Origin of the sequence: Halomonas sp. 707B3 (assembly GCF_024158645.1) — a bacterium.
GTDB classification, from domain to species: Bacteria; Pseudomonadota; Gammaproteobacteria; order Pseudomonadales; family Halomonadaceae; genus Vreelandella; species Vreelandella lionensis.
This window is the reverse complement of record NZ_JAMZBE010000097.1, coordinates 1-12666: the sequence shown is the minus strand read 5'-3', so window position 1 is coordinate 12666 and position 12666 is coordinate 1. Positions and strand designations below refer to the sequence as shown.

General features: G+C 54.6%; 16 protein-coding genes. 12 read left to right on the top strand and 4 right to left on the bottom strand.

The features are described 5' to 3' along the window. The 11 genes from BIS10_RS12870 to BIS10_RS12820 all read left to right on the top strand — a co-directional run. A partial coding sequence (locus tag BIS10_RS12870; RefSeq protein ID WP_253505771.1) for a DUF932 domain-containing protein occupies positions 1-934 on the top strand: 934 nt, incomplete at its 5' end. A 37-nt stretch (positions 935-971) separates the two neighbouring features. After that, a complete protein-coding gene (locus tag BIS10_RS12865) occupies positions 972-1166 on the top strand; it encodes a hypothetical protein (RefSeq protein ID WP_139794516.1) in 195 nt (64 codons plus the stop codon). A gap of 62 nt (positions 1167-1228) precedes the next feature. Next, positions 1229-2020, top strand: coding sequence for an ERF family protein (locus BIS10_RS12860; RefSeq protein ID WP_253505769.1), 792 nt, complete (start codon positions 1229-1231; stop codon positions 2018-2020). Positions 2021-2058: 38 nt separating this feature from the next. Further along, positions 2059-2670: a lambda exonuclease family protein gene (locus tag BIS10_RS12855; protein ID WP_253505767.1), complete on the top strand. Its 612-nt coding sequence runs from the start codon at positions 2059-2061 to the stop codon at positions 2668-2670. 89 nt (positions 2671-2759) lie between these two features. Further along, positions 2760-3257 carry a DNA repair protein RadC gene (gene radC / locus BIS10_RS12850; protein ID WP_083025688.1) on the top strand — a complete coding sequence of 166 codons (498 nt, stop codon included), beginning with the start codon at positions 2760-2762 and terminating at the stop codon, positions 3255-3257. Positions 3258-3619: 362 nt separating this feature from the next. Beyond that, a complete protein-coding gene (locus BIS10_RS12845; RefSeq protein ID WP_253505765.1) occupies positions 3620-4762 on the top strand; it encodes an NADH:flavin oxidoreductase in 1143 nt (380 codons plus the stop codon). Continuing rightward, positions 4731-5450, top strand: coding sequence for a TetR/AcrR family transcriptional regulator (locus BIS10_RS12840; RefSeq protein WP_161491524.1), 720 nt, complete (start codon positions 4731-4733; stop codon positions 5448-5450). Before BIS10_RS12845 ends, BIS10_RS12840 begins: the two co-directional genes overlap by 32 nt. Before the next feature lie 228 nt (positions 5451-5678). Then, the gene (locus BIS10_RS12835; RefSeq protein WP_083025692.1) at positions 5679-6710 is read left to right on the top strand and encodes an ABC transporter substrate-binding protein; all 1032 of its coding nucleotides are present in this window, start codon (positions 5679-5681) and stop codon (positions 6708-6710) included. 8 nt (positions 6711-6718) lie between these two features. Beyond that, a complete protein-coding gene (locus BIS10_RS12830; protein WP_083025698.1) occupies positions 6719-7471 on the top strand; it encodes an ABC transporter permease in 753 nt (250 codons plus the stop codon). After that, positions 7468-8235 carry an ABC transporter ATP-binding protein gene (locus BIS10_RS12825; RefSeq protein ID WP_083025693.1) on the top strand — a complete coding sequence of 256 codons (768 nt, stop codon included), beginning with the start codon at positions 7468-7470 and terminating at the stop codon, positions 8233-8235. The genes BIS10_RS12830 and BIS10_RS12825 overlap by 4 nt, the downstream gene beginning before the upstream one ends. A 26-nt stretch (positions 8236-8261) precedes the next feature. Then, positions 8262-8561, top strand: coding sequence for a hypothetical protein (locus BIS10_RS12820; protein WP_083025695.1), 300 nt, complete (start codon positions 8262-8264; stop codon positions 8559-8561). A gap of 402 nt (positions 8562-8963) precedes the next feature. Here the strand turns inward: BIS10_RS12820 and BIS10_RS12815 are convergent, their stop codons facing one another. From BIS10_RS12815 to BIS10_RS12805, 3 genes are read right to left on the bottom strand one after another with little or no spacing between them, the layout of a single operon-like run. Next, positions 8964-9779, bottom strand: coding sequence for a hypothetical protein (locus BIS10_RS12815; protein WP_253505763.1), 816 nt, complete (start codon positions 9777-9779; stop codon positions 8964-8966). A gap of 15 nt (positions 9780-9794) precedes the next feature. Beyond that, a complete protein-coding gene (locus BIS10_RS12810; protein ID WP_253505761.1) occupies positions 9795-10529 on the bottom strand; it encodes a HupE/UreJ family protein in 735 nt (244 codons plus the stop codon). 54 nt (positions 10530-10583) lie between these two features. Further along, complete coding sequence (locus tag BIS10_RS12805; protein ID WP_253505759.1) at positions 10584-10979, bottom strand: hypothetical protein; 396 nt, start codon at positions 10977-10979, stop codon at positions 10584-10586. 87 nt (positions 10980-11066) lie between these two features. Here BIS10_RS12805 and BIS10_RS12800 point away from each other — a divergent pair, with 87 nt between their 5' ends. Next, on the top strand, positions 11067-11342 hold the full coding sequence (locus tag BIS10_RS12800; RefSeq protein WP_083024149.1) for a metal-sensing transcriptional repressor: 276 nt from the start codon (positions 11067-11069) through the stop codon (positions 11340-11342). Here BIS10_RS12800 and dmeF read toward each other — a convergent pair. After that, positions 11333-12292, bottom strand: coding sequence for a CDF family Co(II)/Ni(II) efflux transporter DmeF (dmeF, locus tag BIS10_RS12795; RefSeq protein WP_253505757.1), 960 nt, complete (start codon positions 12290-12292; stop codon positions 11333-11335). The two genes, BIS10_RS12800 and dmeF, sit on opposite strands and share 10 nt — an antisense overlap. Positions 12293-12666: the final 374 nt, after the last annotated feature.

Sequence of the window (12666 nt, the reverse complement as noted above, 5' to 3'; positions counted from 1 at the left end):
CGATACCCCTTGGCATGGCCTGGGGCAGCAACTGTCTCGTCATCAACCGCTGGAGGTCTGGCAGCAACAGGCCGGTATGAACTGGCATATTGAAGAAGCACCAGTGCGTTTTATTGCCGAAGGGGCTAGCCACCTGGGCAGCATTCACTCGTTCCCTGAGCAGAAGGTGCTTTATCGCTCGGATACCAAAGCACCACTGTCGGTGGTGTCACAGCGCTATAAGGTGGTACAGCCCGAAGAGATTTTGGAGTTTTACCGTGATCTGACTGAGTACGCCGGGTATGAGCTAGAAACCGCTGGCGTGCTCAAAGGCGGACGTAAGTTTTGGGCGCTAGCCCGTAGCGGCTTAAGCACGTCGCTCAAAGGTCAGGATGAGGTGAACGACTACCTGCTGTTGGCCACTTCCTGCGATGGCACCCTTGCCACCATGGCAACGCCCACCACGGTGAGGGTAGTGTGCAATAACACGCTGCAAATTGCCGTCGATGGTACGTCGCAAGCGGTGAAGGTGCCGCACCGCTCGGAGTTTGATCCGCGTGCCGTGAAGCGTCAGTTAGGCATTTCGGTGTCGCAATGGAATGACTTCATGTACCGGATGAAAACCCTAGCGGAGCGTAAAATCACTCGGCAGGAAGCGCAGCAGTATCTTCAGTCGGTGATTTGTGGTGCGGAGAAGCCGCTGGACGATCCCTCTAAACTGCCCAACTACCGAGCGCTGAATAAGGTGCAGAAGCTCTACCAAGGCGAAGGCCGGGGCGCTCACTTGGTGACCGCTAAAGACACGGCCTGGGGCTTGCTGAACGCCGTGACGGAATACGTCGATCACGATAAGCGGGCACGTAGTAACGATACCCGTATGGACTCAGCCTGGTTTGGTCAGGGGGCACAGCTCAAACAAGAGGCCTTAGATGCCGCCCTACAGCTGGTGTCGTAACCATCCTGCTGTGGGGCTTATGCCGCGAGGTACCCGTATGAGCTTTGTTTCCGACGCCATTGAGATGGCTATCACTCGACTAACCAAACAACTGCTAGAACACGACGCTCATAACGCAACGTCGCTGGTGTGCGCCCAGGGCGAGTTTTATCGCGCAGAGATACGCCTGGAGCGTATCGATCCCGCAGACATTGCGCGTCACTTACCCGACGTTCCTCCACTCGTTAAATGACACACCCCATGAACAGGGCTGACTAACCCGCATTTCTCTATTCACATAAAAGGAGGTGCCCCATGGCACAGCGTACTCATGTAGTAAATGCGTCTCCCCAAAAAGGCCCAGCATCTTCTATTCAAGCAGACGCCAATGCTCAGCACTCCCCAAACTCAGCGGCGCTAGAAGCGCATCTGACGGCTGATAGCACCGCCATTATCCAAGTGATTGAGCGAGCTGCCCTCAACCCCGATGTCGATATCGACAAGATGGAGCGCCTGCTGCAAATGCAGGAACGCGTGATGGATCGCCAGGCCATGATGGCCTACAGCGCTGCTATGGCGGCGATGCAGACCGAGCTGCCCAGCATTGAAGAGCGTGGGCAAACCAACAACAGCTGCTATGCAACGCTGGAAGACATTGTCGATAGCGTGAGGCCCATCCTGCAAAAACACGGCTTTGCGGTGAGCTTCCGTATTCAGACCCAGGAACGCGGTATCCAAGTGACGGGCGTGCTGATGCATAAGGACGGCCACCGGGAAGAGACCAGCATGCTATTGCCTGCGGACATGAGCGGTAACAAGAATGCAGTTCAGGCATTTGGAACGTCTACCAGCTACGGCAAGCACTATGTGATGTGCGCCTTGCTCAACATCACCACTCGGGGGCAAGACGATAATGGCCAGACCAGCACACGAACGGTGGTGAAGAGGGTCACCGCCTTCCAGGCGGGGCAGATTCAGCGTTTGATCAGCCAATGCCCAGCCACTACCCAAGAGTGGTTCAGCGGCAAATACAGCACAGCGGTTCAGGTGCCTCAGGCGGATTTCGACAAACTCCGTGCATCCCTCACCAAACGAGCCGTGAAATAGCGGCTCAGCCTGTTCACTCATCGCCACAGGAGGCGTGTATGCAGATACCCACCATGCCACAAGGCTCGCCAGAGTGGCTGGCGGCGCGACTTGGGCGCGTCACCATGTCAGAACTCAAGGCATTGCTGGTAAATGGTAAAGGCCCCGGTGGGTTGGGTACTGGGGCCATCACTTACATGCACCAGTTGATCGGCGAGCGTATGACCGGTGAGCTGGCTGAGCCGTTTCAAGGCAATGCCCATACCAAGTGGGGGCAGGAGCTAGAGAGCGTCGCCCGCTCGCTGTATCGCGATATGACCGGCTCACCGAAGCCTAAAGAAGTGGGCCTGATTCTCAACCACAACGTGGGCTATTCACCGGATAGCCTGATTGCCAAAAACGGCCTGTTGGAGATCAAGACCAAGCTGCCCAAGTTCCAGATCGAGGTGCTGCTCAGCGGGGAAATCCCCGACGAGCACGTGCCCCAATGCCAGGGTGGGCTCTGGGTCAGTGAACGGGAATGGATCGACTTTGTGAGCTACTGGCCGGGTATGCCGCTGTTTGTGAAACGCGCTTACCGGGATGACTTCATGATTCGCACGATTGCCGAGCGGGTTGAGGCCTTTCATGAAGAGATGGAACGGCGCATCAGCCAAGTGATGGCTGCGTGACTTATCCGCTTAACCACAACACTCATTCACTATTAACGACATAGATGCCGGGGCCACCACCCCGGCATTTTTATTTTTTGGAGGTCATCATGCCCCATAGCAAATTCAAAGCAGGTGAAGTGGAAGGCACCTACTTAGTCACGTCACCGGTCACGGAAACTGACATCATAGCCATGGCCAAGCGCTTCGCACGCCGCAAACTCGCCAAAGGCCGCAAGATATCCAAGCCCTCGCAAGCGTTTGAGCACCTACAGCTACTGCTGCAGGACTATGAGCACGAGGTGTTCAGCGTGCTATTTCTCGACAGCCACCACCGTGTTATCCGCTTTGAACAGCTGTTTCGCGGCACTATCGATGCGGCGAGCGTCTATCCATGCAAAGCGCTAAAGGCAGCTCTGGCCTACAATGCCGCCGCTTTAATCCTCATCCATAACCACCCCAGGTGTGACCTAGAGCCCAGTGACTCAGATAGGCGCATCACTGAGCGTCTAAAGGCAGCCCAGGGGCTGATGGATATACGGGTGATTGACCATGTGGTGGTAGGGAGTGATGGGTGTAAGTCATTTGCGGAAATGGGGTATTTATAGGCGAATGCTGGAATCAAATGGAGCTGCCTCGTCGGCAGCTCCATCCTTAAAGCTGCCTTTATTTTTTTCGTCACTATAGTCATCAAATGCTGGCATTAATTGATTTCTGTTATGAGAAAAGTTGCGTTCTTCACACTGTGCTTTAATTCGTCAGTCACCCCAATGTTACGTAGCAAGCGACACTCCGGCTGCCTGCCAAGTGGGAGTGGGAACATCTATGAGTGGTGCAAAAGATTAGACGACGGCGATGCATCACCTTTTTTTGTCGTCAGCTTATCAGGTCGATAGGTGTTTTCGATTGTCCCTTACCTTAAAAAACTCTTAAATTGTACCGATTGGTACTTTTTTTGAGAGATTAATACATGGCTAACGTTTCGCAATATCCAAACCTGTTTAAATCCGGCGTGCTATCGGGTCTCAATCTGACCAACCGTCTCATCCTGGCCCCCATGACCCGCACAAGCGCTGAAGCTGATGGTCGTCCCACTGAGCGTATGCGGGATTACTATCGTGATTTTGCCCGCGGCGGTTTTAGCCTGCTGATTAGCGAGGGAATCTATACTGATGAGCGCTTTAGTCAGGGGTATGACTACCAGCCTGGTTTAGCCAATCTAGCGCAGCAGGAGGCTTGGCAACCGATTGTCGAGTCTGTTCAGACGGAAGGGGCAAAGTTCGTGGCACAGCTAATGCATGGTGGTGCCCAAACCCAAGGCAACCGATTCGTCGAGGACACGGCAGCTCCCTCTGCAGTAGCACCAAAGGGTGAAATGCTTGGATTTTACGGAGGGGAAGGCCCCTATCCAACACCCCGCCCGATGAGTGAGGCGGACATTCAGGAGGCCATCGCCGGTTTTGCGGCGGCTGCACAGCGGGCCCAAGCTGCTGGATTCGACGGCGTCGAGCTCCACGGAGCCAATGGTTACCTGATCGATCAGTTCATCTCTGAGTATTTCAATCACCGTGATGACGCTTGGGGTGGCAGCCTCGAAAGGCGGCTGGCCTTTCCTATCGCGGTGATACGGGCTGTGCGTAAAGCAGTGGGCAGTGATTTTCTAGTGGGTATGCGTCTGTCGCAAATTAAGGTTACCGACTCGAACTATCGTTGGGCGGGCCGTGAGGAGGCCGCCATCATCATGACCACCCTAGAAGCCGAGGGGCTCGATTACTTGCATTTCTCCGAGCTTGACGCCCTCACACCGGCCTTTGAAGGGACAGACAAGAGCTTGGCGGCACTGGCCAGCGAACTGATTGATATCCCAGTGATTGCCAATGGTGAATTGGGGGCTCCTCAGGCAGCCGAGGCAATTATCGCTCAGGGAGGGGCCGACTTTGTGGCTATCGGCAAGGCGGCCTTGGCTAATCACGACTGGCCACACAGGGTACGCAACAACCGTTCGCTGACGGCATTGGACTTCGCTATGTTGATGCCACGTGCGAACTTGTCTAATGAGGACGCTTGGCGGGAGCAACATAATGTCTCGGCAACTCTTGATGTCGGTCGATAATCAGCAAGGCCACGGCCGCAAGGCTAAGGGCGAAGCCACTCGACAACGCATTGTCGAGTCGGCAGCTGAGCTCTTCCACGCTCAGGGCGTCGATGGTACCGGTTTGGAGCAGATCCTGCGTCAGGCCGGTGCAGGCAAGAGCCAGTTCTACCAGCATTTCCGCAATAAAGATGCACTCGTTTGCGAGGTCGCCGTTTGGTGGGAGCACCGCCTCTTTGCGTCTATGGAAGTTCACGAACTAGATAGCCTCGATACGTTAGAGCGGTGGCTTCTGTCCGCCGTTGATCAGTTGGAAGTCGAGCATTGTTATCGTGGCTGTCCGATAGGCACTTTGGCGGCTGGCCTACATGACAATGATGAAACCACCCGTGCTGCTGTTAGCCAGTGTTTCCGGGCACTTGACTCTCGTTTACGTGATGCCCTGCATCAGAGTCAGCAACGGGGTGAGCTTAGCGAGGAGGCTGACCTTGAGGCAATTTCCCATTTCATTCTGGCCAGTCAGCAAGGTGCTGCGACGCTCACCAAGGCCTATGGTGAGAGCAGCGCTGGCCGGCTGGTGATCGTCCAAGCAATGCAATATGTGCGCTCTTATTCGGTAAACGGTCAAGAGCAGTCAGCTAGTGCCACTGCTAAACGAACGCCATCACTGTCAGCAACGACGTTATCTAAGAGCCCACTATCCGGCTGATACCTTGTACATTTAAGTCCACGTCGGTATCGCTCCATGACCTCGCTGGAACATGAGCACGAGCAGGAATGTTCTGAGAAGCCGCAAATTCATTGTCTTACAGACACCATCCCGTGCTTGGATTTAAAGAATATATGAGTATATGAATTTGTCGTATACAACCGTTTTGGTTATATGCAGCAATCGTATAGGATATATGGTCATTCATTTTCCAATGGAGAGATCGCCATGCCCCGTTTCCTTCGCCCTTTGGCAATGCTAACGGCGATATTTGTTGGCACCACCAGCCAGGCTGATGATCACCTCACTACCCTGGAAGTTGGCTACATGCCGATATTACCGGTCGCCCAACTGTTTGTGATGGAAGGAGAGGGTTGGACCGAGGAAGCGGGACTGGAATTGGAGCTAACACGCTTTTCGAGCGGCCCGGCCATGGTTCAGGCGTTGGCCTCTGGCGAGCTTGACGTTATGTATTTCGGTATCGGCCCGGCGATGGTAGCCCGGGCTAACGGCGTCCCCATCAAGGTTCTCGCCTCTAGCATTCAGGAGCAGATCGGTCTGGTGGCACGTGGCGAACTAGCGGACCATTTCGAGCGCGCTGGCGATGATGGTGCGCAGGCTATTGCCAGCTTCACCGCCGCAGAGGGCCGCAAGCCCAAGATCGCCACGTTCCCTCAAGGCTCGGTGCCGGATACCGTGCTGCGCTATTGGTTGATCGAACAGTTAGGTGTGGGTTTGGAAGCCGTTGAGATCGTCGCCATGGGTGCCGATCGTGTCCAACAGGCACTGCTCGCGGGTGCCGTAGATGCCGCCTCTATTTTGGAGCCAATTCTCACCACCGTGCAGCAGCGTGACAATCAGGCCCGCGTGGTAGCCCGCGCCGATGCCATGCTTCCAGGCCAGCCGGGGGCGGTATTGGCTGCTCGTGAAGCCGCGCTGGCGGACCATCCTGAGGCTATGCAGGCGTTAATGGCACTGCATGTACGAGCCACCGAGATGCTCGTTGAAAATCCCAACAGTGCAGCACCTCATGTCCGCGAATTCGTCGGCAAGCGATTGATTCCTCTGGAAACTGTAGAAATGGCGCTCGCCTCTCCCTCATCTAATTACGGTAGTGATCCTCACGCCATTCGCGAGGGCACTCGGCGGATGCATGACTTTCAGATCGAACAAGGCTCTTTAAATGAGTCTGTGGACCTCGACGCCCTGTTTGATACGTCCTTGTATGACGCCGTCATCGCGGAACGTGACAGCAAATGATGGTAGTTATGACTCGCGCCCAACGCACTCTCTATAGTGTACTGGGGCTCATCGGATTTCTGCTTTTCTGGGAACTTTCGCTGCGCAGTGGGCTGTTGCCCGGCAGCTTGGTGCCCTTGCCGTCATCCATTCCCGGCGTACTGTGGCTTGAACTGCTCGATGGCATCTGGTTTGACGTAGTGCGCTCAAGCCTTAGCCACTACAGTGTGGGCGTGTTACTGGGTTCGACTTTAGGCATTGCCGTGGGCATATCGGCTGCGCTGCTGCCCAGGTTTAATGCTGCGCATGCCTGGCTTGCTAGATTGCTACGACCCATTCCGCCGCTGGCATGGATTCCTTTCGCCATCATTTGGTTCGGCATAAATCCTTCTGCAGCCGCCTTCATCATCAGCATTGGCGTTTTCTGGATCAATTACTTCGCCAGCTACAGCGCTGTGCACTCGATTGATCCTGGCTATGACGAAGTGGCACGCGCCTTTGGTCAGCAGCGTTTTCTGGCTCGGCTGACCAAGGTCAGCTTGCCTGCGGCGGCCCCAGGTATTCTCAGCGGTCTGCGTGCCGGACTCGGTCAGGGCTGGATGACCGTGGTAGCCGCTGAGCTGTTCGGCATCCCTGGTATTGGCCAGCGTATGATGGAGGCTTCTAGCCTGCTGGCGACTGATATCGTGGTGGTTTACATGCTGACCATCGCCGCCCTCTACGCAACCTTCGACTTCCTGTTCATGGTAGTGCAGCGCAGATTACTAAGGTGGCAATCATGACCGACACTAGCATGACGATGCACCCGGTGCTCAGCGCGCGGAACGTCAGCCTAGGTTTTGACGGCACCACCATCTTGGCCGGTGTTGATCTGACACTTCACCCTCAGGAGTTCGTGGCCGTTGTGGGTGCTTCAGGGGTTGGAAAGTCGACCCTACTACGAGCATTGGCTGGCTTGCTTGCCCCACAATCGGGACGAGTAGAGATACCCGCCGCCATCACACCAGACACTCGCGCCTGGTCAATGGTTTTTCAGGCACCAAGGCTTTTTCCTTGGCGCAGAGTACGGGGTAACGTGGAATTAGGCTTGGAGGGCCTTTCGCTTTCTAAAGCCGAGCGCCGCCGCCGCGCTTTGGAGCCTCTGGCGCTAGTGGGGCTTGATGAATTCGCTGAACGTTGGCCCCATACGCTCTCGGGTGGTCAGCAGCAGCGGGTCGGCATTGCCCGGGCGCTTGCTGTTCAGCCCAGGGTGCTGTTCATGGACGAGCCCTTCTCTGCGCTTGACGCTATCACTCGGCGCCGACTTCAACAGGAGTTGGTTGAGCTACGTCGACGTACCGAAGCCGCCATTGTCTTTATCACTCACGATATAGAGGAAGCCGTCCTGCTTGCCGACCGGGTGATGGTTCTAGGCAATGGCGAGATGGATCAGCCAGCACGGGTGGTTGAGACCCTTGAAGTCGACATGCCTCTAGATGATCGCCGTGACCATCCCGAATTCGCACCTCTTGTGCAGCGTGTCGAGACGATTATCGGCAACCACTGATCACGCGTTTTTTCTCGGAGATAACCATGCCGCCCCTTCACGTGCTGCTTCACGCGCCCACGCCCGAGGCTTTGATTCGCGCCCGCCGTAATGCCGTCAACTTGCAAAAGGCCCGGCCAGATGCTGAGGTACTGATTGTCGCTAATGCTAGCGCTGTTGCCGCCGCCCTGACCACTCCTGACAAAACCGACCCAATGCTAAGGCTATGCCGCAACTCCCTTGTGGCACAAGGACTCGACAATACCCGTGCCCTCACTGAGGTAGATGCGGCAGTGGTTACACTTGCTGAACTCCAGGCAAAAGGCTGGGCCTATATCCGCGCATAAAACCTTAGCGCTTTGAATGAGTGAATAGCCAAATAAATCGTCTCCACGTGCTGAGCAACGGCTGTGATACTTCCTGAAGTGGGGCGCCTCGTCTATGAATTGACCGCTTAGGCCGCATTGCCAATATTATCAGTGCCCACGATGTAGATCGTAGTTTTGCCCCCGAGGAGGGAGAGGCCAATTCATAGCTGACTGCAGACATCGGCCAAAAGCTGATCTTAATATCTTTCGCATATATGTCTAAATACTTCTGATAACCTAGCCCACTATCTCATTTAATAATTTTTAAGTTAATTTATTACTAAGCGGTATAACGATAAATAAATAGCGATGCCGAGCACTTTAATGATGCTGGTACAAAGAATGCCCCTAGCACTCAAACGAGCGCTAGGGGTTATTCCATTAAAGTGCCTTCACTAACTCGCCGTAATCACCTCCCACACGCAAAACAATGGTCACATCGTTGTCATTACGGTTGCGGAAGAACCAGCCGTGATTGCCGGTGAAAGCAGCTTCAAGCTCACCTTCATCTTCGGGCACGCCACGTCCTTTCTCGTAGCTGATGGAGTTCCCATTGCCATCACCGTGCGTATCAAAGTTGACAGGGCCACCTTCGGATATCCAGGCAAAGGTCGCCACCGCCCCTTCTTGCATAGTGAGTTTGTACTCCGTGCCTTCTCCTGGCGTCAGGGTAAAGCTCACCTCATCGCTCCACGGGGATGCTTCTTCCGCTTGCGTCGTCTGTGAAGCGGCTTCCTCAGTCGCTAATGCCTCCGCCAGTACCATGCTGGTATCGTTCATCACCCTGTCAGAATCTTCAAGTGAAGGTGCAACTGGATCACTCGCTGAGGCTGAGTTGGCTGTTTGGGGAGCTATCTCTGCCTCGGACGTCGCAGTCTGAGCATCAGCATCGTTTACCGGCGCAGGCTGGCGATCACTGACGATCTCTTGAGATGCCGAGGGTTGAGACGCCTGTTGGGCCATGGCTTGATCGTTGGCCTGATCGAGCTTGGCTTCCTCAGCCAACTGGGTCTTGATTTCGCCCATCTCAGTCAGCCCCAACAAACGCCCAGCGCCGGTGGGGTCAATGGCATACTCAGCAGGCAGCACGACGGTGATCAGCAAAGCGACGGCAATAACGGCTGCCATCAGCGTAGAGCGAAGTAACTTACCCGTTGACGGGAGTTCGGCACGGGTTGGAAGATCAGTGTTATACATCGGGGACTCCCTTAATTAGGCAATGAAATAGCCGGTCAGTTGATAACCCACCAGCATAAAACCAGCACACATCATGGCGACGTTGGCGGCATACGCGTAGCGTAAGAAGCCCGTCGTGCGTCGCCAGAAGCCCATCACAATGAGAATGGCGCTCAACGCTAGTAGCTGGCCGATCTCTACGCCTACGTTGAATGCCAGGAGGTTAGGGACGAGACCATCGGACGAGATATCGTACTCAATGATCTTGCTCGACAGGCCAAAGCCATGAAACAGACCGAACACCAACGTGGCGACCTTGGTGTTGGGCTGAAAGCCGAACCAGCGCTGATACGCACCGATGTTATCGAGCGCCTTGTAGACAACGGAGAGTCCGATGATGGCATCGATCAGATAGCTATTGATGCCGATATTGAAGTACACCCCTAACAGCATCGTCGTCGAGTGACCGATGGCAAAGAGGCTGACGTAAATAGCGATATGCTGCATTCGGTAGAGGAAAAAGATGACCCCTAGCAAAAACAGTATGTGGTCATACCCCGTTACCATGTGCTTGGCACCGAGATACATAAATGAGATCAAATGAACACCATAGATCTCTTGGATATAGCCCTGGTCACCTTCAGCCACCGCGTGAGCAACCGCTTCGCCACTGGCTCCCAGTAGCATTAACAGCAGGGTTAGAAAGGCTAAGGCGTGGCGTCGGGCCATCATAGGCAAGCCAAGCACACCCCTTACTTTGGATGGAAACATGCAACCTCCACGGGTCTGTCATTAGTTTGGCCATCCGATGGATGGCCCCAGTCATCACGCGGTGACTGGCCGTGGGGGGCGCTTTAAGCGGTAGACACGACGCTGGGGGGAACCGCGGCGTTCGCCTAGCCGCAGGGCATGACGGACGTTGGGTGCGATGGCAATGCTCGCCCCCAACCGGTCCGCTTGTTCGTGGAAGTGACTGCCACTCTCATGGGGGAATTGGTGACCGTCTTCATGCATGTGGCCATGGGTATGACCATGGCCACTGAGATCACTTGTATGGTCGCTGACTGTGCTCGCCGCCCCATGCGCTTGCGCCTCGCCAATGCTGGTAATGACCAGGCTGGGCAAGAACACTAGTAAAAACATCAGGTAGCCAAGACGGTGGCGCAGCCGATGGAGCATGGAAAAAACAACCAGAGTGAAAGTGACAATTGATAAATACATGCTGCTTCACCGCGAGCGTTGGCAGCATGATACCAATAGATTAACATCCCCCCCTAGGGGGATAGAAACAATGAAAAGGAAAAGAGCATGACACCGCATACCCACCAGTCGCATCCCGATATCATCAAGCGACTCAATCGCGCTCGCGGCCATTTGCAGAGCGTGACGCACATGATGGAAGAGGGGCGCCACTGCCTTGACATCGCGCAGCAGCTCCACGCGGTCGAGAAAGCTGTCCAGCAGGCTAAGCGCGTATTGATCCATGACCATATTGAACACTGTCTGGATGACGCCCTTAGCCCGCTCTCACCGGAACAGCAACACCATGTCGACGATTTCAAAGCGATTGCGCGTTATCTGTGATGAGCTAACGCCAATCCAGTACTTTGGTCTTCCTCACAGGGCAATATCTCCACCGTGATGTGAACGAGAGAAGAACAATGAGCTTGGATATGGCGTTTATATGCCATGGGTGACTCAGGCTCATGGGCCACGATGGAGACGATAGCAGCATAAATATTGGGGCCAATCGACCACACATGGAGATCAATCACACGGGCATCATCGTTCTCAACGGCCTGTTTGACGGCGTTTTCCATCGATTGATGCTGATGATCCAGCAGTACTGTCGATGTCTCTTTAAGCAATTGCCATGACCAGCGGGTGACCAAGATAGCGCCCACGATGCCCATGGCAGGATCCATCCAACCCCAACCCGCATACTTACCCGCCAGCAGCGCCACAATCGCGAGCACTGATGTCAGTGCATCCGCCAATACATGCAGGTAAGCGGCACGACGATTATGGTCATGATGATGGCTGTGGTCATGATCGTGCCCATGATGGTGGTCATGACCGGTCTCGCCTAATATCCAGGCAGAAATACCGTTGACCACCAAACCTATAAACGCGACAAAAATAGCGCCATTGAACGAGATCTCAACGGGTTGAATAAAGCGGCCCACGCTTTCTATCACCATGTACAGGGCGAATACGGCCAACAGTATCGCGCCGGTAAACCCGCCCAACGCGTTGACCTTTCCAGTGCCAAATGAGAAACGGTCATTCGTAGCCTGCTTCCGAGCATAGGTATACGCGAAGGCGGCAATGCCCAGTGCCACCGCATGAGAGCCCATGTGCAACCCATCGGCCAGCAGCGCCATTGATCCGTAGATTACACCCGCCGTAATTTCCCAAATCATCATAGCCAAGGTCAGCCCGACCACAATGAGTGTTCGCGACTCACCGGAGCGTTTATGGTTCTGGCCAAACGTATGATCGTGTTGCCATTGGTCAAGGCGATGGTGATGCATGACGGGCGTACCTAAGGAAAGAAGACCATATTCAGCGTATGCACTATCGAGCATTGCGACGCCACCTATCCCCCCAGGGGGGATAGGTGGGATGTTAGTGGAGAATAGGTGGGTTCACAACTGGCTATGCGATAGCATCGCTTTACTTGTGAATCTATTTGTTTTTTCAGGGCTATACTGTCTGATCTATTCTTTTTCATTGGCTCCGGCAGGGGCCTTTTTTCTTGTATTGACCCGTCCTGAATAGAGTTGACACGTTCCCGTCCTTATTTTGGGAGAGCGTGATGAGTCAACGAGTTAAGCGCACACAGAAAGACTACACTCTGGCCTTTAAACAGGCCGTGGTAGAGCAAGTGGAACGTGGCGAGATGACC